22 protein-coding genes are annotated in these 22,522 nt (G+C 65.2%); 7 read left to right on the top strand and 15 right to left on the bottom strand.

All coding sequences use genetic code 11. The features are described 5' to 3' along the window. Positions 1-10: 10 nt before the first annotated feature. The 9 genes from CH268_RS25665 to CH268_RS25625 form a co-directional block, all read right to left on the bottom strand. Positions 11-691: a MadR family response regulator transcription factor gene (locus CH268_RS25665; RefSeq protein ID WP_094666253.1), complete on the bottom strand. Its 681-nt coding sequence runs from the start codon at positions 689-691 to the stop codon at positions 11-13. After that, positions 688-2,040 carry a MadS family sensor histidine kinase gene (locus tag CH268_RS25660; protein ID WP_032408042.1) on the bottom strand — a complete coding sequence of 451 codons (1,353 nt, stop codon included), beginning with the start codon at positions 2,038-2,040 and terminating at the stop codon, positions 688-690. The genes CH268_RS25665 and CH268_RS25660 overlap by 4 nt, the downstream gene beginning before the upstream one ends. Beyond that, complete coding sequence (locus CH268_RS25655) at positions 2,037-3,224, bottom strand: iron-containing alcohol dehydrogenase (protein WP_027496264.1); 1,188 nt, start codon at positions 3,222-3,224, stop codon at positions 2,037-2,039. The genes CH268_RS25660 and CH268_RS25655 overlap by 4 nt, the downstream gene beginning before the upstream one ends. A 186-nt stretch (positions 3,225-3,410) precedes the next feature. After that, positions 3,411-4,928 carry a MadC family VWA domain-containing protein gene (madC, locus tag CH268_RS25650; RefSeq protein ID WP_032365663.1) on the bottom strand — a complete coding sequence of 506 codons (1,518 nt, stop codon included), beginning with the start codon at positions 4,926-4,928 and terminating at the stop codon, positions 3,411-3,413. Continuing rightward, positions 4,925-5,962, bottom strand: coding sequence for a MadB family AAA-type ATPase (locus tag CH268_RS25645; RefSeq protein ID WP_094666252.1), 1,038 nt, complete (start codon positions 5,960-5,962; stop codon positions 4,925-4,927). Before CH268_RS25645 ends, madC begins: the two co-directional genes overlap by 4 nt. An 82-nt stretch (positions 5,963-6,044) precedes the next feature. After that, positions 6,045-7,316, bottom strand: coding sequence for an NDMA-dependent methanol dehydrogenase (gene mdo, locus CH268_RS25640; protein WP_027496261.1), 1,272 nt, complete (start codon positions 7,314-7,316; stop codon positions 6,045-6,047). Between the two features lie 198 nt (positions 7,317-7,514). Beyond that, the gene (locus tag CH268_RS25635; protein ID WP_032365665.1) at positions 7,515-8,747 is read right to left on the bottom strand and encodes an MFS transporter; all 1,233 of its coding nucleotides are present in this window, start codon (positions 8,745-8,747) and stop codon (positions 7,515-7,517) included. 84 nt (positions 8,748-8,831) lie between these two features. After that, positions 8,832-9,602, bottom strand: coding sequence for a glutamate racemase (locus tag CH268_RS25630; RefSeq protein ID WP_094666251.1), 771 nt, complete (start codon positions 9,600-9,602; stop codon positions 8,832-8,834). Next, positions 9,599-10,771, bottom strand: a complete 1,173-nt coding sequence (locus CH268_RS25625; protein ID WP_032365667.1) for a cystathionine gamma-synthase — start codon at positions 10,769-10,771, stop codon at positions 9,599-9,601. Before CH268_RS25625 ends, CH268_RS25630 begins: the two co-directional genes overlap by 4 nt. Positions 10,772-10,852: 81 nt before the next feature. Between CH268_RS25625 and CH268_RS25620 the strand changes: the two genes are divergently transcribed. After that, the gene (locus CH268_RS25620) at positions 10,853-12,025 is read left to right on the top strand and encodes an acyl-CoA dehydrogenase family protein (RefSeq protein ID WP_032387071.1); all 1,173 of its coding nucleotides are present in this window, start codon (positions 10,853-10,855) and stop codon (positions 12,023-12,025) included. A gap of 60 nt (positions 12,026-12,085) precedes the next feature. On the opposite strand, the gene CH268_RS25615 is transcribed toward CH268_RS25620, so the two are convergent. Beyond that, complete coding sequence (locus CH268_RS25615) at positions 12,086-13,471, bottom strand: cystathionine beta-synthase (RefSeq protein ID WP_032375640.1); 1,386 nt, start codon at positions 13,469-13,471, stop codon at positions 12,086-12,088. A 95-nt stretch (positions 13,472-13,566) separates the two neighbouring features. Here CH268_RS25615 and CH268_RS25610 point away from each other — a divergent pair, with 95 nt between their 5' ends. Both CH268_RS25610 and CH268_RS25605 read left to right on the top strand, forming a co-directional pair. Further along, entirely contained in the window at positions 13,567-14,580 is a 1,014-nt protein-coding gene (locus CH268_RS25610) for an SGNH/GDSL hydrolase family protein (protein WP_094666250.1), read from the top strand. Between the two features lie 72 nt (positions 14,581-14,652). Beyond that, positions 14,653-15,873: an acetyl-CoA C-acetyltransferase gene (locus tag CH268_RS25605; RefSeq protein ID WP_094666249.1), complete on the top strand. Its 1,221-nt coding sequence runs from the start codon at positions 14,653-14,655 to the stop codon at positions 15,871-15,873. Positions 15,874-15,937: 64 nt separating this feature from the next. Here the strand turns inward: CH268_RS25605 and CH268_RS25600 are convergent, their stop codons facing one another. Beyond that, a complete protein-coding gene (locus CH268_RS25600; RefSeq protein ID WP_027496245.1) occupies positions 15,938-16,786 on the bottom strand; it encodes a Bax inhibitor-1/YccA family protein in 849 nt (282 codons plus the stop codon). A gap of 197 nt (positions 16,787-16,983) precedes the next feature. Between CH268_RS25600 and CH268_RS25595 the strand changes: the two genes are divergently transcribed. Continuing rightward, a complete protein-coding gene (locus CH268_RS25595) occupies positions 16,984-17,409 on the top strand; it encodes a hypothetical protein (protein ID WP_027496244.1) in 426 nt (141 codons plus the stop codon). Positions 17,410-17,433: 24 nt separating this feature from the next. Here CH268_RS25595 and CH268_RS25590 read toward each other — a convergent pair whose 3' ends face one another. After that, on the bottom strand, positions 17,434-18,552 hold the full coding sequence (locus CH268_RS25590) for a class I SAM-dependent methyltransferase (RefSeq protein WP_094666350.1): 1,119 nt from the start codon (positions 18,550-18,552) through the stop codon (positions 17,434-17,436). A gap of 90 nt (positions 18,553-18,642) precedes the next feature. On the opposite strand from CH268_RS25590, the gene CH268_RS28370 reads away from it, so the two are divergent. Next, positions 18,643-18,765: a hypothetical protein gene (locus tag CH268_RS28370; RefSeq protein ID WP_255032376.1), complete on the top strand. Its 123-nt coding sequence runs from the start codon at positions 18,643-18,645 to the stop codon at positions 18,763-18,765. A 3-nt stretch (positions 18,766-18,768) separates the two neighbouring features. Here the strand turns inward: CH268_RS28370 and CH268_RS25585 are convergent, their stop codons facing one another. Continuing rightward, complete coding sequence (locus CH268_RS25585) at positions 18,769-19,293, bottom strand: peroxiredoxin (protein ID WP_094666248.1); 525 nt, start codon at positions 19,291-19,293, stop codon at positions 18,769-18,771. A gap of 46 nt (positions 19,294-19,339) precedes the next feature. Continuing rightward, positions 19,340-19,906 (bottom strand): antibiotic biosynthesis monooxygenase, encoded by a 567-nt coding sequence (locus CH268_RS25580; protein ID WP_032366526.1) that lies wholly within the window; start codon positions 19,904-19,906, stop codon positions 19,340-19,342. A 172-nt stretch (positions 19,907-20,078) separates the two neighbouring features. On the opposite strand from CH268_RS25580, the gene CH268_RS25575 reads away from it, so the two are divergent. Together CH268_RS25575 and CH268_RS25570 are read left to right on the top strand one after the other, a co-directional pair. Beyond that, positions 20,079-20,576, top strand: coding sequence for an Lrp/AsnC family transcriptional regulator (locus CH268_RS25575; protein WP_027496240.1), 498 nt, complete (start codon positions 20,079-20,081; stop codon positions 20,574-20,576). Continuing rightward, a complete protein-coding gene (locus tag CH268_RS25570; protein WP_094666349.1) occupies positions 20,573-21,715 on the top strand; it encodes an NAD(P)/FAD-dependent oxidoreductase in 1,143 nt (380 codons plus the stop codon). The genes CH268_RS25575 and CH268_RS25570 overlap by 4 nt, the downstream gene beginning before the upstream one ends. Before the next feature lie 67 nt (positions 21,716-21,782). Here CH268_RS25570 and CH268_RS25565 read toward each other — a convergent pair whose 3' ends face one another. Next, a complete protein-coding gene (locus CH268_RS25565) occupies positions 21,783-22,430 on the bottom strand; it encodes a TetR/AcrR family transcriptional regulator (protein ID WP_051365083.1) in 648 nt (215 codons plus the stop codon). Positions 22,431-22,522: the final 92 nt, after the last annotated feature.

The raw sequence follows: 22,522 nt of genomic DNA, 5'->3' as shown, positions 1-22,522 counted from the left end.
GGCTCATCGCTCAGATCAATCCCTGTTTACTCGCGGCATAGACGGCCTCGGCACGGCGGGACACCGCAAGTTTGCGCATGATGTTGCTGACGTGAAACTTCACCGTCGTCGCCGAGATGAACAGACGTGTTCCGATCATGTTGTTGGACAGACCCGTTGCCAGTAGCCGGAGCACTTCGAGCTCCCGCTCGGTGAGCCGCTCGATGCTGCTCGGTGTGCCGTTGAGAGAACGGACCACGGCCGACGCGCTCCGGGAATCGAACGCACTCTCACCGCGCGACACCGCGCGGATCGCGCGAACCAACTCGGTGGTGTCGACGTCCTTGACCACATATCCCCGGGCACCGGCATGAACGGCCTCCACCACCAGACGGTCGTCGAGGAACGTCGTCAGGACGAGCAGACCGATTCCGTTGTGCGCCTTGGACAACTGCGCACACAGGGCGAGACCCTCGTAATCGGAGCTGGCAGAGAGCTTGAGGTCCATCAGCACGATGTCGGGTGTGACCCGAGCGACGACGGCCAACCCCTCCTCTCGGGTCGACGCCTCCCCCACGATCGTCAGATCCGTTTCACGCTCGAGTACCGAACGCAACCCGTCGCGCAGGATCGCGTGGTCGTCGACCAGGACGATCCGAACTCTGGGCGGCGCCGCCTGAGGCGAACCGTCTCGTACCGCTGTGACGCTCATGCTGTGCCCTTCGTGGAATTCGGGTCGAGCGGTATACGCACTGCCACTCGCACGCCCCCGGTGCGGGCACGGCGGATCTCGAAGACCCCGCCGTGTTCGCGGGCGCGCGCCGCCATGTTCGCCAACCCGCGGTGGCGGCCGTCGACGTCGGTGGACTCGGCCATGTGCAGCATCATGCGCAAGTGCGCCGGATCGCCGTCACCGTCATCGGCAATCGACAGCTGTACCTGATCGAGTGAATAGCTCAATCGAAGAATGGCCCGGGATGCATGTCCGTGCACTGCAGTGTTGAACAACGCCTCTCCGGCGATGCGGAGCAAAGCATGCTCGCATTCGCTGCTCAACTCGACGGGAGTTCCCTCCACCCGCAGCGAGACCTGCAACTCGTCGGGCATGTGGACCACCGAAAGCTGTTCGAGCATTTCGGGAAGCGACGTTCGGTCGGCGTCCTGAGGGTGATTGAGCGCGTAGATCGCCGACCGCAGCTGATCCACTGCCCGACGCGTCAGATCCTTGGCCAGATCCAGCCTGTCACTGCGCTCGTCGGCCGAGATGTCGCTGCGACAGACCTCGATCTGCATACCGGCCGACAACACGGCCTGGGTCACGCTGTCGTGCAGTTCGCGCGCGATGCGATGCCGTTCGTCGTCGAGCACCTGATGCCGATGCGCGGCACCCAATTGTCTTTGCGTCAGCAGGAGTTCGGCATTGCGGGCGGCGAGGTCGGCCGCTGTTCGATTCGCCTCGGCGTAGGCACTCTCGGTGCGCTCGAGGAGTTGTCTTCGGCTCTGGAACAGAGCCGAATTCTGCAGGGCGACCGCAGTTTGGCTGGCCAGGATGCTGAGCACCGCGGCGTCGGTGGCGTCCAGCACACGTTGCTCGCCGGTCCATGCGGCAAAAGCGCCCACGACACCCCCGTCGTACGCGATCGGCACGAAGGCGTGATGGGCGGAGATCACCGGGGTCAGCCCGTCGCCGCACGTCGACTGTCGGATCGACTCGAGGCAGTCGACGACGTCGTCCGGCAACGGTGGCCCTTCGACGTTGTCGACCAGAAACGGTGTGGCGTCGGGTCCGAGTACCAATCTGCGAGGACCGGCGTCGGGGAACGCCCCGTCGGCGAGAGCGAACACGACCCAGCGCGCACTCAGATGGGCTCGTGCGGCCTCGGCCACAGCGCACACCAGCGTTTCCGGACCGTCGACCGTGCGCACCAGTGCTCGCGAGATCAGTTCCAGCGCATAGACAACGCGTTCCAAACGTTCTGCCGCGCCGCGATACTGGGGGTAGAACGTGTTCTTGCCCGAACGCAGTCCCGTCAGCAACGAGAGGTCGGGTCCGGTTGTCACAGTGCGGTCCTGAACAGATCGACCATCTCGCGGTGCGTGGCCGAGCGCGGGTTGGTGGACATGCACGCATCGCGTAATGCGTTGGTGGCCAACACATCGAGATCGGACTCGCTGACGCCGATCTCGGCCAGGCCGGCGGGAACACCGACCTGACGAGCGAGGCGGTCCACTCGATCGGCCACGGCCATGGCGGCCTCCTCCGGCCTGGCCCTGCCCTCGGGTAGCCCGAGACTCGTCGCGATGGCCACGTACGGCAATGGATCCTCGGCAGCGTTGAAACGAATGACGTGCGGCAGCAGCACACCGTTGATCACCCCGTGCGGGAGATCGAGCAGCCCGCCCACCTGGTGGCTCATCGCGTGCGTCGCACCGAGTATCGCGTTCGTGAATGCCAGGCCGGCCTCCAGACTCGCCTGCGCCATCGACCCTCGTGCAACCATGTCGGTCGGCTCATCGATGGTGCGAGCCAACTGTGACATCACCATGGTGATGGCTCGGAGCGCATGATGGTCGGTGAGCTGGTTGTGACCCAACGACACGAACGCCTCTATCCCGTGCGTCAGAGCATCCAAACCGGTTGCGGCGTTGAGCCATTCGGGCATCGTGGTGAGCAACATCGGATCGATCACCGTGATGTCCGGTACCAGGGCTCGGCCGAGAATGGTGATCTTCGTCGAGCGCGCGGTATCGGTGACGATGCAGAACTGCGAGACGTCGGCTCCGGTGCCGGATGTCGTGGGCACCATCACCAGAGGCGGGATCGGCCGGGTGGCCCGATCCACCCCCTCGTAGTCGAGGATTCGACCGCCGTTGCCGGCGAGGACGGCAATCCCTTTCGCCGCATCCATCACCGACCCTCCCCCGATCGCCACCAACACGTCGCAGCCGAAGTCCGCGTAGTAACCGTGGCCGGCCTCGATCTCGACGTCCTTGGGATTGGGCGTCAGTGCGCTCCAGACCTGGGGCTCGAGCCCCTGCGCAAGAAGGAGGTCGACGAGCTGCCCGGCCCAGCCACTCTCGATCAAGCCGGCGTCCGTGACGAGCATCGGCCGTACCCCACCGAGACGACGCGTCGCATGCGCGACCTCTCCGAGCGAATCCGGACCGAACACGATCTCGGGCGCATGGAACTTGAGGACACGTGGCGTCTCGGCTCGGCTGCGCCGAGTATCGAGATCGTGCAGCGCCTTGCCGACGTTCGCAGTAGCTGCCTGGTCCACCGTTCACACCCTCGCTGTCCTTCGATCCGAACACGACCCGGACCTGTGATTCAGGTTACAACCTTACGAGCGCAGACGGTCCGTTCCCACCAGCACCGGGCCAGGTTCCTACCTACCCGATCGGGCAGGTACGCGGTGTGACGGGTCGGGTCAGGACAGCGCATGCCCCAGATCGGCGGCCTGCGCCGCCAACTGTTCCCCGTCTCGTGCCACCACCACTCGATCGCAGAATGGCTCGTACTCCTCCATCGAGCACGCGGCCTGCGCCCAGTAACGACGAGCTTCGGGAGTGATCCAGGCGATGCGGTGCACCTTGGACCGAATCTTCTCCAACGCATCGAGTCCGGGCGGCCGTCCGTTGCACCGACCGTCCCCCACGATGATCACGGCAGTGCGCTTGTTCAACACGTCTCCGTGCGAGTCCAGCAGGTCCGCGAAGGTTCTGCCGTAATCGCTGCTCGCTTCGAGGTCCAATCGCGCATCTGCGAGTACTGCAGCCAGAGCACCGTCGCCCGTACTCCCGAGCAAGGTGGTCGTCACGTCCACCGGAGAATCGACGAAGCCCATCACAGTGCAGCGGTGCGCACGCGAGTGCATCGCCTGGGCAAGTCTGAGCGTGAATGCGGTGATCGGGCGAACGGACAACGAGACGTCCGCCAGCACCAACAATCGAACCTTGTCCGGAACCGGTGTCCTGGTGACCAACCGAAACGGAATGCCGTCCGTGCGCAGGCTCGACCGAACCGTGCGACGCATGTCCAGCGGGCCCCGAGAGTGTTCGCGAGGCCGAGGCCGAGGAGTCCCGCGCATGTGCCGCAACACTTCGTGACTTGCGCGTTCGATCTCGGCATGGCTGTCGATCCCCCGCCCTGCGCCGTCGACCGGCACCGGTGACGACATCGTCCCGGTCAACTCACCCAGAGCTGCGACGAAGGCTTCGACGGCATCGGTGATCCTGTCCAACATCGCCGCGCTCAGCGGCCCGGAATCTCCGCCATCGCCGTACACGCTACTGGGATCGTAGGCGTCGAACCATGCCAGGATGCTTGCCGGATCCTCCCAGTTCAGTTGCCCTGCAACCGCTCCGCTCGTGCTCGACGCCAACTCCCCTGCCGCCGTCGAACCGGAACGCTCCAGATCGACGGTGTAGGTCACGCCCCGTCGACCCATGTCGCCATCGGTATCGATGGACAGATCGTGATCCTCCGACGACAGACTGATGTCGTCGTCGTCCTTGTGCGGATTGAAGCCCTTGTCGGCCTCGGGGGCGTCGAGCAGATCTCCGATCTCGACGGCACGCTCGTTGTATTCGGCGTACTTCGCCGCCTCCTGGTCGGCTCCCACGTCGAGGTCGGTCGGGAGGCCACCCGCCACCTGCGCGCCTACCGGCGAAGTGTGTTCGTGGACAACAGTGTTCGAGCCGACTGCGAACAGCGAGTCGAACGCGAGATCGAATCCCTGCTGTTCGTGATCGTACTTCGCGCACGTGGCGCGTAACGCCGCGCGCAGAACCGTCAGGTCACGTGCCCCCAGGAGCCCGAGCACGCGTCGGACTTCGATGACCTCGGCCGGCGACGCCGCCACTCCGAACCGCCGCAGCGTCCGGCCGAACACTGCCGACAGCACGTCGAGTACCACCGACGGAGCGAACGGCTCGACCGCAGTCATCGTCGAATCCCGATGCCGCCCTTGTCCCGTCCACCATGACCCCGGAACGCCGTCGCAGTCGTGTTGACGACGGCTCCGAGAGATGGTGCTGCAGAGGCTGTCTCCGTCGCCGGGCCTGCCATCGCGATCTTCATGTCCGAGGAGTATTTGACCAGCGCGGCGAGCAGATACTTGCGGGTGTCCTCCGTGTGGCCGAGGACCGACGCGATACGAGCCGCGTCGATGACCTCCGAGATCGATGGGCTCTTGCGCAGCGGCAGCGCCCGCAGTTCGGTTGCCAGCGCCACGATGTCGGCTGCGACCCGATCGGGTACCTCCGGAGCGCGGGCGGTGACGATCTCCCGTTCCCGTTCGGCAGAGGGGTAGTCGAGATGAAAGTGCAGGCAGCGGCGTTTGAGGGCGGAAGACAGCTCGCGAGTGTCGTTGGAGGTCAGAATGACCCAAGGATCACTTCGTGCGGTGAAGGTGCCCACCTCGGGAATGGTCACCTGCTTCTCGGCGAGCACCTCGAGCAGCAGCGCCTCCATGGATTCCTCGGTGCGGTCGACCTCGTCGACGAGAAGAACCACCGGCTCCTCGGACAGGATCGATTCCAGCAGCGGACGCACAGACAGGAACGGCTCGGAATACAGGCCGAAGTCTTTGGCGGCGAGCATGTTCGAGGCGTCGTCGATGTCGGTGACGTGCTGCGTCAGCGCACCGATGTGTTCACGCAGCATCTGCACGTGCAGAAGCTGCTTGGCGTAATCCCACTCGTACAGAGCCCGGTTGTCGTCGAGGCCCTCGTAGCACTGCAGGCGCACCAGCTTGCGGCCGCTCGCCGCAGCAAGCGATTTGGCGAGCTCTGTCTTTCCCACACCCGCCGGTCCTTCGAGCAGCAGCGGGCGATCGAGTGCTGTCGCCAGATGCACCACGGTGGCGAGGTCGTCGTCGGCGATGTAGTCCTGCTCGGCGAGCGCCCTCCGCAGATCGGCAGCGTCGGTGAATCGAACGGTGTCGGTGTCGTCGCTACGCACTGTCGACAGCGAGGTCATGTGTTTCCCTTCGTAGTGCGGCGGAGCCGCAGTGGTGCGGTTATGCGCCGCCCGGGGCACATAACCGCACCACTGCGCAGCATCAGTACGACTCGTTGATCGCGTGCGAGACGACCGGAATCATCGACTCGACGGTGACCTCGCGGGGGTTACCCGGGGTGCACCAGTCTTCCTGGATGTGCTCGGAGATCTTGAGTACCGACTTCTCGTCACCCTTGATCACGTCGCCCTTACCGGCGTACTTGCCGGTGTTCATCCGGTTCTTGTCGTACGTCGCGGAACGGATCGACCCGAAGTTGTCGGGAATGCCGACGTCCTTCGCGAGCCGGATGGCGGCTTCGACTGCCGCGTCGGCCGCCTGGACGGTGGTCATGTTCTTCGTGTCGACGCCCATGGCCACGGCGATCTCCGCATAGCGCTCGTAGCGCGAAGGCAGGTTGTACTCCCACACGCGCGGCAGAGCGATGGCGTTGTTGAGGCCGTGAGCACTGTCGTAGAACGCACTGATCGCGTGGGAAATCGAGTGGATGACACCGAGTCCGCCGGAGTTGAACGCCTGCGTGGCGATGTACTGGGCGTTCATCATGCCCTCGCGAGCCTTCAGGTTGCCCGGGTCGTAGACGGCCTCGCGAAGGTGCTTGGACACCAGGCCGATCGAGTAGATCGCGTTGCCCAGCGACGGCGCGAAATCGAGACGCGACACGTACGGCTCGGCACCGTGTGCCAGAACGTCGAAGCCACAGAACGCGGTCCATTGCTGGGGGCAGGTGTAGTAGAGCAGCGGATCGTCCAGTGCCAGAGTCGGTGTCGACGCCTCGTCGAAGGCGAGCCACTTGTGCGGCTTCTCCATGTCCGAGGTGTCGGTGATGACGTACGCCCAGGACGTCTCGGAACCCGTTCCGGCGGTGGTCGATACGGCGATATGGGGTGGGTTCTGCTTGTTCGTGGACTTGGAGAATCCCTCGAACTCGTTGATGTTGCGGCCGTCGTGGGCAACGACGACGCGGATGCCCTTGGCCGCGTCGTGGCTGGAGCCGCCACCGACGGAGATGACGCTGTCGCACTTCTCCTTCTGGTAGAGCGCGGCACCGTCCATGACGTTGTAGTCCTTGGGGTTCGACTCGACCTTGTCGTAGAGAACCACCTCGACGCCCTGGTATTCGATCTTGCCGATCAGTTCCTCGATGATCCCGGATCCGCGCAGTCCGGTGGTGACGAGCAGGGCACGCTTGAATCCGAGTTCCTTCGCCTCGACGCCGATCATGTCGTGAGCGCCGACCCCCAGCTTGGCGCGGGGCAGCGGGTGAAACTCCTTGATGGGGAATTCCCAGATCTGATTGAGCTCGATTGCCATCGGTGTCTCCTCGGTGAGTGTGGTCAGGAAACGCCTGGGGTGTGTGATCGGCGTCTCACTGATGACCACCATGGCCGCACCGAGAGGAGATCGGAACACCTGCAGGGCAGAACCGTTCCAACACCGCTGCCGGACTATCCGATTGGGCAGTACATGGTGCCCGTCCTCGGGAGGGGAGATCGAGGAGTGATTGCTGCGCTATCGATTTCGTCGCTGCACAACCGAGAACCCGACGACCGAGATCAGTGCAAGAGCTATGACGAACGCCCCGTACACCTCGACCGTGGTGCTCAATCCGAGCCGATGCACGGCGAGACCGGCGATCACCGCAGGCAGGCTGAAGGCGAGGTAGCTGATGACGAATGTCGTGGCGAACACGCCACCTCGCTCCGCAGCGGGGACCAACGAACCGAGCGTGCGCATCGCACCGAGAAACGTTGCTCCCCAGCCCGATCCTGCGACGACAGCGCCGACGAAATACAGCGCGACCGAGCCGATTTCGACCGACACCAAGGTCAGCGCGACGCCGCTTGCGAGCACCGACGCGCCGATCATCATCACCGTGCGAGGAAGCCCGTTGCGCACGACGACAGCTGCTACCGAGCCCGAGGCGAACAGCGAGAAGATCTCCAGGCCGCCCACGATGTGGTTGTCGATACCGAAGACGGTGCCGATGATCGACGGGCCCAGCGAGAGGTGGAACCCGCCGAGCGACCAGGTCGCGAACAGGGCAGGGGCAATGACCACGAACGGTGCCCGCACCGACTTCGGCAGCGAGGCTCGCGGCAGCAGGGTCGACGCCAGGTGACGTCGGGAATCGAAGCCGCGCATCGCCGACGTCTCCGGCACGAACAGCAGGGCCACGGCCAGTACTGCCGCGGCGGCGATCAACAGGGCGAACACGAGAATTTCGGGTGCCGGCGCCAACTGCACCAACAACCCGGCCCCGATTGCGCCTGCCGCCAGACCGAAGGAGGGGGCGACGCTGTTGAGCAGCGGGCCGGTCGACACGGTGGGCTGCAGATCGATGATGGCCGCACTCATGGCACCCGTCGCCGCGCCTGCGGCGATCCCCTGAACGACGCGAGCAGCGATCAATACCGGAACACTGTCGGCCACGATGAACAACACCAGACTGACGATCAGCAGCAGCAGTGACGCGACCAGGATCGGTTTGCGTCCGATGTGGTCCGACAGACTTCCCACCGTGAGCAGAGTCAGCAGCAGCGCCAGCGCATAGACGGCGAAAACGACCGTGAGGGTGATCGCGCTGAACCCCCACGACTGCTGGTACACCGGGTACAGCGGCGACGGTGCAGCCGAGGACGCCATGAGCACGATGAAGGCGACGCCGACCACCCAGAAGGCATACCGATGCGGAATCCGCGCCGCTGCTCTGCCCTGTACGTCCCGCGTGTCGACACCGACCATGTGCTCATTCCCTCCACTGCAACAACCGTTACCTCAGTGAAAGACAACGCACGAACCCACCGGGCATTCCCCGGCGGCGCGGAACTACCGGGCCCGCGCACCGTCGAGTAGCACCGTCGCCTCGCGGTAACGATGTGCACTCTCCGGCAGTACGCCTTCGATGCCGCTCAGCCACACCGAGACCGATCCGGTGCCGGCCCGCGCCGAACCGACCTCGTCCGCGCGCCGCACCGTCTGATTGGCCACCGCCGCCGCGCTGTCGAACATCGTCACGCCGTCCGGCAGACGCGCGACGATCTCGTCCAGCACCAACGGGTAGTGGGTGCACCCCAACACGATGGACTCGACGTCGTCGGGAGTGGCGGCCACCGCAGCGTCGATGGCCGCACGTATTCCGGTCGAGTCTCCGCGATCGATCGAATCGGCCAGGCCGTGGCAGGCCACGCTGGTCACCGTCCGACGAGAGGCGAATTCGTCGATCAACCGGGCCTGGTACGCACTTGCCGTCGTGGCCGCCGTCGCCCAGATCGCGATCCGATCACTGACCGCCGCTGCGGGTTTGATCGCCGGGACCGTCCCCACCACGGGGATCGAATCACCGAGCGCAGCCCGCACCTGGCTCAACGCCGTCACACTGGCCGTGTTGCACGGCAGCACCACGACCTCGGCACCGAGTTCGACGGCATGCCGAGCGGTACCGACCACCCGCTCGACCACCCACGCATCCGGCTTCGGACCCCACGGAGCGTTGTCGGGATCCATCATCAGCACCAGATCGAGCTCGGGACGCGACTCACGCAGGCGAGCAGCCGTCGGGAGCATTCCCAACCCCGAGTCGATCAGTGCGACGATCATGCCAGCGCTTGCTCGACGTCGCCCACCAGATCGGCACCGTCCTCGATACCGACGGACAGACGCACCAGGTCGTCCGGGACCTCGAGCAGCGAACCGGCAGTCGACGCGTGCGTCATCGCGCCGGGATGCTCGATGAGCGACTCGACGCCGCCCAAAGACTCTGCGAGAGTGAAGATCTCGGTCTTCGCGCAGAAATCGAGAGCGGCCTGCTTGCCGCCGGCCAGCCGCACGGAGACCATGCCGCCGAACCGTCGCATCTGCTTCGCGGCCACCGCGTGAGACGGGTGCGACTCGAGGCCGGGGTAGATGACCTGCGAGATGGCCGGATGCCCGTCGAGGAATTCGACGATCTTCTCCGCGTTGTCGCTGTGCCGTTCCATCCGCAACGCGAGGGTCTTGATGCCGCGCAAGGTCAGGAATGCGTCGAACGGTCCGGGAACGCCCCCGGCACCGTTCTGCAGGAATGCGAACGCGGTATCGAGCTCTTCGCTGTCGGTCACCAGAGCGCCGCCGACGACGTCGGAGTGACCACCGATGTACTTGGTCGTCGAATGCAGCACCACGTCGGCACCGAGGGACAACGGCTGCTGCAGGTAGGGAGACGCGAACGTGTTGTCGACGACCAGCTTGGCCCCGCCCTCGTGCGCGACGCCCGCGAGCGCCTCGATGTCACCGACGTTGAGCAACGGGTTGGTGGGCGTCTCGACCCACACCAGCTTGGTGTTCGGACGCATCGCGGCGCGGACCTCGTCGACGTTCGAGACCGCGGCCACGGAGTACTCGATGCCCCACTGGGTGAAGACCTTGTCGATCAATCGGTACGTGCCGCCGTAGGCGTCGTTGGGAATGACGAGGTGGTCACCGGGACGCAGCGCCGACCGCAGCATGCAGTCGGTAGCGGCCATGCCCGACGAGAAAGCGCGACCGTAAGTACCGGATTCGATGGCTGCGAGGTTGGCCTCGAGCGGCCGACGCGTCGGGTTGCCGGTGCGCGCGTACTCGAATCCGCTACGCATTCCGCCGACCCCGTCTTGCGCGAAGGTGGAGCTGGCGTAGATCGGCACGTTCACCGCGCCGGTCAGTGGATCGGGCTCGTAACCCGCGTGGACCGCCTTCGTGGAAAAGCCCTGCCAGGAGGTGTTGTCTGCCTTGCTGCGCTGCTCACTCATGGCCTCCACACTAATCGGCCTGCGTCGCCCGGCAGGGGCGTGGGTAACCTGCGAAGACAACCCCCAGCGGAAAGAGGCACCGTGGCCAACTCCCAGAGCGTCGACGAACTGTTCGCGATCGATTCCCTCCTCGACGACGAAGAACGTCAGATCCGGGACACCGTCCGCAAGTTCGGCAACGAACGCATCCGACCACACATCGCCGACTGGTTCGACGAGGGCACCGTTCCCGCGCGTGAACTCGCCAAGGAGCTGGGCTCGCTCGGCCTGCTCGGCATGCATCTCGAGGGCTACGGCTGCGCCGGAACATCGGCGACGGCGTACGGGCTGGCCTGCCTCGAACTCGAAGCCATCGATTCCGGCATCCGCTCATTGGTCTCGGTGCAGGGCTCGCTGGCGATGTTCGCGATCTGGAAGTACGGGTCCGAGGAACAGAAGCAGCAGTGGCTGCCGGGGATGGCCGAGGGTTCGCTCATCGGCTGCTTCGGTCTCACCGAGGCCGACTTCGGGTCCAACCCCGGCGGCATGCTCACCCGAGCCAAGCGCGACGGTGACGACTGGATTCTCAACGGCAGCAAGATGTGGATCACCAACGGTCCGGTCGCCGACGTCGCCGTCGTGTGGGCTCAAACCGACGACAAGGTCAGGGGTTTCGTCGTCCCCACGGACACCCCCGGATTCACCGCGAACACGGTGAAGAAGAAGCTGTCTCTGCGCGCGTCGATCACGGGCGAGCTGGTGTTCGACGACGTCCGACTCCCGGCCGACGCGATGCTGCCCGAGGCCCGCGGCCTGAGCGGCCCGTTGAGCTGCCTCAACGAAGCCCGTTTCGGCATCGTGTTCGGCGCGATGGGGGCGGCTCGGGACTGCATCGAGTCGGCGATCGAGTACTCCAAGACCCGCGCGGTGTTCGACAAGCCGCTGGCCGGATACCAGCTCACCCAGGCCAAGCTCGCGAACATGGCGCTCGAACTCGGCAAGGGTCAACTGCTCGCGCTGCATCTGGGCCGGCTGAAGGACAAGGGAGAGCTACCGGGCGAGCGAGTGTCGCTCGGCAAGCTCAACAACGTGCGTGAAGCCATCAAGATCGCACGCGAATGCCGAACCATCCTGGCCGCCAACGGAATCACGTTGGAATACCCCGTACTCCGGCATGCCAACAACCTCGAATCCGTCCTCACCTACGAGGGCACATCCGAGGTCCATCAACTCGTGATCGGGCAGGCGCTGACGGGCTCCAGCGCTTTCCGATAAGGCGGCTGCGCCGCTTGTGAGCGGAACCTCGTAGCCTGCTACGAAGTTCCACTCACATGCCTAGGCACCCTTACTGAGGAACCCGAGCAGATCGTGGCGAGTGATGACGCCGACGGGCTTGCCCTCTTCGACGACCATCAGCGCATCGGACTCCCCGAGTGCCTTGGTGGCGTCGGAGACGGTTTCGCCGGCACCGATCAGCGGGAACGGGGCACTCATGTGCTTGGCGACCGGGTCGGCCAACGCTGCGCGACCCTCGAACACGGCGCTGAGCAGATCGCGCTCGGTGACGCTGCCGGCAACCTCGCCTGCCATGACGGGCGGCTCGGCTCCGACGACGGGCATCTGCGAGACGCCGTACTCGCGCAGGATCTCGATGGCGTCGCGCACGGTCTCGGACGGGTGGGTGTGCACCAGATCGGGCAGAGCGCCGGACTTGCCGCGCAGCACTGCGCCGACCGAGGTCTCCTCGGTGGTGCCGTCCAACCGCGAACGCAGGAAGCCGTACGAGGACATCCACGAGTCGTTGAAGATCTTCGCCAGGTAGCCGCGACCGCCGTCGGGCAGCAGGACGACGACCAACGCGTCGGGGCCTTCGCGTTCGGCAACCTGAATGGCCGCGACAGCAGCCATGCCGCACGAGCCGCCCACCAGCAGGCCTTCCTCGCGGGCGAGGCGACGAGTCATGTCGAACGAGTCGTTGTCGGACACGGCGATGATCTCGTCCGGGATGGACGGGTCGTAGGCGGTCGGCCAGAAGTCCTCACCGACACCCTCGACCAAGTACGGACGTCCCGTGCCACCGGAGTACACCGATCCCTCGGGGTCGACGCCGATGACTTTGACCTTGCCGCCGGAGACCTCCTTGAGGTACTTGCCAGTGCCGGAGATGGTGCCGCCGGTGCCGACGCCTGCGACGAAGTGCGTGATCTTGCCGTCGGTGTCGGCCCAGATCTCGGGCCCGGTGGTCTCGTAGTGGCTGGCCGGGCCGGCCGGGTTGGCGTACTGGTTCGGCTTCCACGCTCCCTCGATCTCGCGGACGAGTCGGTCGGAGACGCTGTAGTAGCTGTTGGGGTCTTCGGGCGCGACGGCCGTGGGGCAGACGACGACCTCGGCACCGTAGGCACGCAGCACGTTGCGCTTGTCCTCACCGACCTTGTCGGGGCACACGAACACACACTTGTAGCCACGCTGCTGAGCGACGAGCGCGAGGCCGACGCCGGTGTTACCGGACGTGGGCTCGACGATGGTGCCGCCGGGCTTCAACTCGCCCGAGGCCTCGGCTGCGTCGATCATCTTGACGGCGATGCGGTCCTTCGACGAACCACCCGGGTTGAGGTACTCGATCTTGGCTGCGACCGTGCCGGCGCCGTCGCCGATGACGGAGGACAACTTCACCAACGGGGTGTTGCCGATGAGTTCGGTGATGTGCTGTGCGATGCGCATTGCTCCATCTTCCCAGATGCAGGTATCGGACTCACGGCCACGGCTGTCGACACCCGCATACGATGGTGAGGGGGCACGACGAGAGGGATCGATCTGTGACGGCGAGCGGATGGCGTACCGCCGCGAAAGCGAGCGCCGCGACGGTACTTGCAGGCTCAGGAGCAGGGACTGCGTCCTGGGCCGCGTATCGACATCTGATGGGGCAGGCCGCCGCGGCTCGCGGTGTCATCGGACGCAACATTGCCAAGCCACCCGAGGCCGACGGGGTCTACACCGCCGGCTGCGCAGCACCTGAGCGGTGGCGCATGGGAAGTTCAGCAGATATTCATCTGATGATCTTCGGCGACTCCACCGCGGCAGGCGTGGGTTGCACTGTGGCCGACGAGGTCCCGGGTGTCCTGCTCGCCCGCGGGTTGGCCGAGGAAACCGGTCAACGAATTCGCTTGAGCACCAAAGCAATTGCCGGTGCCACGTCCAAGGGACTCGAAGGTCAGGTCGACGCCATGTTCGTCGCGGGCCCGCCGCCCGACGCCGCGGTGATCTTCATCGGCGCGAACGACGTCACGAAAAAGTTCTCCATTCCGGCGTCAGCGGCCAGGCTGGGCGATGCAGTCGAACGATTGACGGCCAAGGGCTGCGTCGTCGCGGTGGGAACGTGCCCCGATCTCGGTGTCGTGACGGCCATTCCGCAACCGCTGCGTACCGTCGTCCGAAATTGGGGTCGGCGGTTGGCCCATGCCCAGACGGCCAGGACTCTCGGCGCCGGCGGGCATCCGGTTGCCCTGGCGGATCTGCTGGCACCCGAGTTTCTGGCCGCCCCCGACACGATGTTCTCGGCGGACCGCTTCCACCCGTCCGCTGCGGGGTACGAGCTGGCCGCGCAACAGATTCTGCCGGTGCTCGCCTCGGCCCTCGGCGTATGGCACGGCGGTCCACTGCCCGAACTGCCGACGGTGTCCGCCGCCGCCGAATCACGCAGAGCCATCCCCCGCGCCACCGCCGCAGTGCACCGCTTTCTCCGGCGTAGAACTGCCGAGCTCGACGCCGAGATCGACAGCGCGGCGGAGGATCTCCTACGTCGTGGAGATGGCCGTCAGGCAGGGTTGTAAGTTCGATCAGGAGACATCGCCTACTCGGCGGTAACAGAGCAGGTAAGCAGTATCGATATCGAAGGAGATCTCATGCCAGAGGCAGTCATCGTCGCCACCGCGCGCTCACCCATCGGCAGGGCAATGAAGGGGTCGCTCAAGGACATTCGTCCCGACGACCTCACCGCTCAGATGGTCGCCGCTGCGCTGGCCAAGGTGCCCTCGCTCGACCCGAAGGACATCGACGACCTGCTCCTGGGCTGCGGCCTGCCCGGCGGGATGCAGGGCAACAACCTCGCCCGCATCGTCGCGGTTCAGCTCGGCTACGACTCGCTCCCCGGAACGACGATCACGCGCTACTGTTCGTCCTCGCTGCAGACCACCCGGATGGCGCTGCACGCGATCAAGGCAGGCGAGGGTGACGTGTTCATCTCCGCTGGTGTCGAGAGCGTGTCCAGCTTCATCCACGGCAGCTCGGATTCGCTCCCGGAAAGCCACAACCCGATCTTCGCCGACGCCGAGGCCCGTACCAAGAAGGCACAGGAAGAGGGCGCGGACAGCTGGACCGATCCCCGCGAGAACGGCGAGCTGCCCGACGCGTACATCGCGATGGGCCAGACGGCCGAGAACGTCGCCCTGCTCACCGGCATCAGCCGTGAGGACCAGGACCGCTGGGGCGTCCGCAGCCAGAACCGCGCCGAAGAGGCCATCAACGCCGGCTTCTTCGAGCGGGAGATCACCCCGGTGACCCTGCCCGACGGCACCGTCGTCACCACCGACGACGGCCCTCGCGCCGGCACCACGTACGAGAAGATCAGCCAGCTCAAGCCGGTCTTCCGTCCGAACGGCACCATCACCGCCGGTAACGCGTGCCCGCTCAACGACGGCGCAGCAGCGCTCGTCATCATGAGCGACACCAAGGCCAAGGAGCTGGGCCTGACCCCGTTGGCTCGCATCGTGTCCACCGGCGTCACCGGCACGTCTCCCGAGATCATGGGCCTGGGGCCGATCGAGGCCACCCGTAAGGCGCTGAAGATCGCGGGCATGTCCATCTCCGACATCGACCTGTTCGAGATCAACGAGGCCTTCGCCGTGCAGGTCCTCGGCTCGGCACGCGACCTCGGCATCGAAGAGGACAAGCTCAACGTCTCCGGCGGTGCCATCGCGGTCGGCCACCCGTTCGGCATGACCGGTGCCCGCATCACCACGACTCTGCTGAACAACCTGACGACACAGGACAAGACGTTCGGTGTCGAGACCATGTGTGTCGGCGGCGGCATGGGCATGGCCATGGTGCTCGAACGCCTCAGCTGATCCCAGACGCACAACGGAAAAGCCCCGCCCTCCGAATCGGAGGGCGGGGCTTTTTGCGTGAGTACTAGTCGTTCTGGAAGTAGCTCAGCAGACGCAGGATTTCGACGTACAGCCAGACCAACGTGATGGTCAGGCCGAGCGCGACGCCCCAGGCTGCCTTCTCCGGAGCCTGTGCGCGGATCAGCTGATCGGCCTGGTCGAAGTCCAGCAGGAAGCTGAACGCCGCAATGCCGATGCAGACGAGGCTGAAGATGATGGCAATGGGTCCACCGTCACGCAGCCCGAATCCACCGTCCATGAAGAAGCTGGCGACGAGGTTGCCGAGCATGAGCACGACGACACCGATGAGGGCACCGACGATCATGCGAGTCAGACGCGGCGTGACGCGAATAGCGCCGGTCTTGTAGACGATCAGCATGCCGAAGAACACGCCGAACGTGCCGAGGATGGCCTGGCCGATCAGTGCCGATCCGCCGACTCCGCCGAACGAGACGTCGGTGAACATCAGCGACAGCGCGCCGAGGAACACACCTTCCGCCGCGGCGTAGGCAAGCACGATTGCCTTGTTGTCCATCTTGCGACCGAACGTCGCGAACATGACCAAGCCGAAGCCGATGAGGCCGCCGCCGATCACGAAGGGGATGGCCAAGCCCGGATTACCCGAGACCAGGAAGTACGAGATGATCGCCGTGACGCTGAGCACACCGAGGGTGATGCCGGTCTTGGTGACCACGTCGTCGATCGTCATGGCCCGCTGAGCGGGCTGCGTGGTGTACGGGTCGGCCTGTGTTCCGGGATGCTGGCCGAACGTTGCGGCCTGCGAGGCTCCAGCCGTCGCAGATCCGAATGTGGCGTATCCGCCGCCCTGCTGCTTGGGCAGGTTGCGGAACACCGGGTTGCTGGAGGTGCGCACCGTGTCTCTTCCCTTCGTAAGTTCTGATCCCCACCGGGGATCTCCCCGTCGGTCATCAGTAGAACGTTCGACATCCGGACAAAAGTTCCCGTGACGAGAACCTCTACGTCGGACAAAACGGACTCTACCGGGTCGCCCCTCGACAGGCAGCCACGACCGCGTGTGTGACACCGAATCGAAACGGGCACTATGAGGAAATGGCAATCGAAGACGGACCCGACCAGACCTTGGACCAAAGCGAAAGCCTCGACTCCGACGAGGTGCGCAACGACGACGGCGACACCGTGGTCGATCCCCCGGACCACTGGAGCGAAGCCAACAGTTTCGGCACCACCGCCCGTGAAGCAGCCGAGGGCGAGAGCCTCGACCTCAAGCTCAGCGAAGAAGAACCCGACATCGCCGTCGAGGAGGATCTCGACCGCCCGATCACCGAGACCCCGGACGACGAACTGACCGAAGAACTGGTCGACCACGTCATCGAGGAGTCCGACGAGGATCCCGACATCGATTACGCGGAAGGCCAGCGTCAGGCCGAGATCGTCGAAGGGACTCTCGTCGAGGATCGTGGGCGCGACAGGGGCCAGATCGACGGCACCCCGGAAGACGGCGGCCCCGTCACCTGACGCTCTCGCATCTGGTCTTCACCGTTACTCGCTCGGGCGCACCGAGCGAGTGACGGTGAACTTGGTGTTGCGTCCCATCGGATCGGTGGGCCCGACGGCGTCGGCGAGAGCCCGACGATAGTTCAGGTGCGTGTTGAACACCGTCCACAGCTGTCCGCCCGGCCGCAGCACGCGTCCGGCGGCCTCGAACAACTTGCCTGCCCCGCCTGTGTGTACCGCAGCGCCCTCGTGGAACGGCGGGTTGCAGACGATCAGATCGACCGACCGGGACTCGAACGTCGACATCGCGTCGTCGGCCACCACCGAGATCGTCGTCCCGTTCGCCTCGGCGGTGGCAGCGGCCGACGCGATGGCTGCGGCCGATCGGTCCGTTGCGATCACCTCGAGACCGGGCCGGGTTCGAGCCAATTCGGTCGCGAGGATTCCACTGCCGCACCCCAGATCGACGGCGTTGGTTGCGCGAGGTGCCATCTTCGGCACGAACCCCAGTAGGAATCTCGTCCCGATATCGAGGCCCGCCCCGGCGAAGACCGCGCCGTGGGCCACGACCGTCAGGCCGAGGTCGTCGATTCGTTTGTCGACCGGATACGTCATCTCCGACGCCACTGCCCCGGTCGCGGTCAGTACCCGCGCCTTCTGCCGTCCCCGACCCGCCGTGACGGTCTCGAACGACCGCCCGAGGATGTCGTTCATCGCAGGCGTCATGTGTTTGTCCCGGCCGCCGGCCAGGACGACGACGTTCTGGAGCGCATGCGCCGCGATGTGCTCGGCGATCTCGGTGAGCTCGGCCAGACCTCGTGGCAACTGCATCAACACGGTGCCGACGCCGTCGAGCAGTCCCGCACCCAGCCCGTGGTGGGTGTACGTGCCGACCATCGACACACGCGCCGCGTTCAGCTCCAGAGCGCGTACGCCGGTAACAGCGTCCTGGTGCACTCGCACGTCGGTGAACCCCAGGGCCGCCGCACCCAGAGTCAGAGCGCCGTAGCGATCACCGATCACAGCAATCGGTGCCGTGCGGTCGACCCCCAGTTCGTCGACGGTATCGAGCAGCAGACGATCTGCCGCGTCGACCGCATGCAGATTGGGTGCCTCGGCATCGGGCTCACGCCGCAGAGCTTCGAACAACGTTTCATCGGACACCCGGGCAGTATTCCACCGAACGCGACCGGCCGACGCGGTCGTTCCGCGCGGCAAGTGGCTATTGCGACCGATGAGGTGCATGCTCGGGGAATGGAACACAAAGACAAGAACGAGGCGCTCTTCAGCCATCCCGACGACGCTTCGACCGATGCCTCGGCCGAAGCGACGAAGCCCGCCGTCTACACGGCCCTTTTCAGCGGTGCCAACGACTGACCCTCACGACAGATACCGCAGGTACTCCAGCGCCTTGGTCGCGTGTACGTGACCGCGCTCGCTCTGCACCACCATCCGCACCGTACGGTGCTGATCGATCACGAACGTCGTCCGCTTCACGGACAACAACTGCCGTAGATAACTGCGACGAGCCACGTTCGAGTGGCCGCGCTCGAAATCACGAAGTCGACGCCTACGGGCGAACCACCCGCCGCGCCGCACTCCGAACTGTTCGGCCACCGCACCGTCGGAATCCGAGAGCAACGGGAAGTCGAACGACCTCTGCAGCGCGAAATGTTGGTTCTTGTCTCGGGTATCGGTGCTGATCCCCACTCGCTGCGCACCGAACCTGCCGAACTCCGCTCCCAGATCCCGAAAATGGCACGCCTCGGCCGTGCAGATCGGACTGTTCGCAGCCGGATAGAAGAACAGGACCACCGGCCCCGACGCCGTGAGCTCGGTGAGCGCACGACGTTCACCGGAATGATCGGGCAGCTCGAAATCCGGGGCGGTCTGTCCGATTCGCATGACGCAGAGGGTACCGCTCGGCTCGCAACGAGCAGGGCCGTGGCCGTCAACCGCGCGGTACGAGCCACTTTCGCAGTCGTGCGGTGACGAACGGCATCACCACGTACACCATCAGCGGAGTGCACATCATCACTACGACCGCAGTCCGCAGGGCCACGTTCAGGTGGGTCAGATGTGGAGTGATCACGAGGTTCACCAACAGGCTGACGGCATAGAACGCAACACCGATGGACACGGCCTGCTTCCACCGCGGCGGCGGACCGCCCACGACGCGCACGGCGTCGGTCAGGTTCGACTGTGGCTCGAACCATCCCTCCACGCCGGAAAGCCGATGTGTCACAACGTCGTCCGCTATCGGTCGGCCACGGCCGAGCCAATCGCGCCTCGCCTCCGAACGCAACCACGCCTCGAGATGGTCGTGCGTCTCGAATCGATACACCACGTGATAGTCACTGGATTCGGCCGAGCTGCGCAGCCAGCCTCCGCCGAGAAAGCCCGGGAAGGTTCGCACCAGGTCGATGCCCCGGTCGGTCCATTCGACGAAGTCCGCCTCGTGTCCCTCGCGAACGCGTCGTGCGACCGAGGTCGTGACGTGCTCGAGCGTGTCGGTCATGGCCATGGGGTCCCCTCCTGCGCTGGTTCGTCGTCGGTGCGTTCTACACAGACTGTGTCGAAATGGACCGAGTATCAAATCAGGAACCGGATTGCAGACCGATGGCATACTGGAGCTCGCTGTGTGACTATTCGTCCACGAGCTTCCATCGCGATCGGTCTGGAGTGGACGTATGGCACCGAGCGAGACCGAGTACGAACTCGACGACGTCGACCGACGGATCGTCACCGAACTGAGCCGAGACGGGCGCATGTCCATGAGGGCCCTCGCCGAGGCCACCCACATTTCCCGCGCACATGCCTACGTTCGCGTCGACCGCCTCGTCGACGAAGGTGTGATCGAGGGTTTCACCGCCCGCATCGCGTACGAGAAGGCCGGATTCGGCGCATCCGCGTATGTCGCACTGTCGATTCGGCAAGATTCCTGGCGGGCTGTCGCCGACGACCTCAGCACGTTCCCCTTCGTCGAACACGTCAGTCTGATGGGCGGCGACTTCGACGCCTTGGTCCTCGTGCGCGCTCCGGACAACTCGGCATTGCGACACCTGGTACTCGACAAGTTGCAAGGGCTGGACGGGATACTCTCGACGCGGACGTGGCTGATCTTCGACGAAGCAGTCGGCCCCGGAGCGCAGTGGTTCACGCCGAAGCCGAACAGGAGACATCCATGAGCGCCACCGAACAGCCCGCCCTCTCGGACGTCGTTGTCATCGGCGGCGGCATCGGCGGTGTCTCACTCGCATACGAACTCGCCGGCGACCGCCGTGTCACGCTGCTCGAGCGTGAGTCCACGCTGGCGTTCCACACCACCGGTCGATCCGCGGCTCTGTTTCTGGAGACGTACGGCAACAGCACGATTCGCGCCTTGACGACCGCCAGCCGAGACTTTCTGGTGAACCCACCCGACTGCTTCCGGTCGGATTTGCTCACTCCGCGTCCACTGTTGCAATACGCGGCCACGGGACGCGGCGATGCCCTCGAAGCGATGTACACCGACGTCCGTCGCCTCACTCCCGATGCGCAGCTGGTATCCCCCACCGACGCATGCACATTCTTCCCACCGCTACGGCCCGAGCTGATCGATTGCGCTCTGTACGAACCGCATTCGATGGAGGTCGACGTCCATGCTCTGCATCAGGGCTTCGTCGGAGGTCTGCGACAGCAGGGCGGTCGGATCCACACCAAGGCCTCGGTGACCGAACTCGAGCGCCTGAACGGTCTGTGGCACGTACGCACCTCGGACGGGTCGACTCATCGGGCTCCACTGGTCGTGAACGCGGCAGGGGCCTGGGCGGATGCCGTCGGTGCGATGGCGGGGGCCCGCCACATCGGCTTGGTTCCCAAGCGCAGGTCGGTCTTCATGGTCGCCGCACCCGACGATCTCGACACAAAGAATCTGGCGACACTGAGCGACATCGACGAGAAGTTCTACATCAAACCCGAAGGTGCACAACTGTTGTGCTCGCCGGCCGACGAGACGGCGGTCGAACCGAGCGATGCCCGTCCGGACGAGTTGGAGATTGCGCGGGCGTTCGACGACATCGGCGAGGTGACCACCCTGACTGCGCGACACGTTCGTTCGTCCTGGGCCGGACTGCGCAGCTTCGTTCCCGATCGCACCCCGGTGGTCGGGTTCGACCCCGAGCTCGAGGGCTTCTTCTGGTGCGCCGGGCAGGGCGGCTACGGAATCCAGACGTGCGCGGCGCTGGCCCGGGTGGGCGCGGCTGTCGTTCGCGGAGAACCGGTTCCGGCAGATGTGGCCGAGCGCGGCCTTCTGGAAGCGGATCTGTCGCCCCGCCGTCTCGGCTAGAGGCGCTGCGCGCCACGTGCGCGGAAACTCGACCTGGGCTACGAAGTTCCACTCACGACGTGAGACCTCAGCCGGCGACGACGCGTCGCAGATCGCGCACTGTCGTCCGATAGATGTCCAGCAGGTCGGCATCCTGCCCGCCGTCGATCCGTACCGCCCAGTCGTCGAAGGCGATGCGCAGGGCCATACCGGCACCTTCGACCAACAGTCGTGCATACGAACGTGATTCGTGGTCGCCGAGGCGCTCCGTCACCGCATCGGTGACGCGGCACAGTGTCATCGCGTCGGCCGCGAAGGCTGCGGCCCGCAGATGCGCGTCGATACCGATCAGTCGCCGAGTGCGTAGGAGTCGGTCGCGCTCCTCCTCGGGCGCTGTCGACAGTCGCTCGACGGACTGCTCGTACAACGCTTCGATTCCAGGCAGCGTGATGTGCTCGGGCGCGGTAGCGGCGAGCCACTGGTCGAAGTCGACCTCGAAATCAGGGTCGATGCCGAGAACGGACTCCTCCTTCGAGGCGAAGCTGCGAAAGAACGTACTGGGCGACACCCCCGCTCGGCGCGCGATCTCGTCCACCGTGGTCGCGGCGCAGCCCTGCTTCTCGAACAGCTCGAGTGCGGCGCGAGTGATCTCGAGCCGAGTGTCTCGGCGACGTCGCTCTCGCAGGTCCGGCACTCGTTCGCTCATCCTCGTCCATCCGTCGACTGCGGTCGTCATTCGCTGTCAACTTACCAGCAATCGTCAAGTTGACAGTCACTGTCATAATGATTGAAGCTATCTGCATACGATTGCACGCTTCGATCCCATAC

The sequence above is a fragment of the Rhodococcus sp. 06-1460-1B genome (genome assembly GCF_002258475.1).
GTDB classification, from domain to species: Bacteria; Actinomycetota; Actinomycetes; order Mycobacteriales; family Mycobacteriaceae; genus Rhodococcoides; species Rhodococcoides fascians.
Note: the sequence above shows the minus strand (reverse complement) of the source record. Positions and strands in the feature narration are given on the sequence as shown.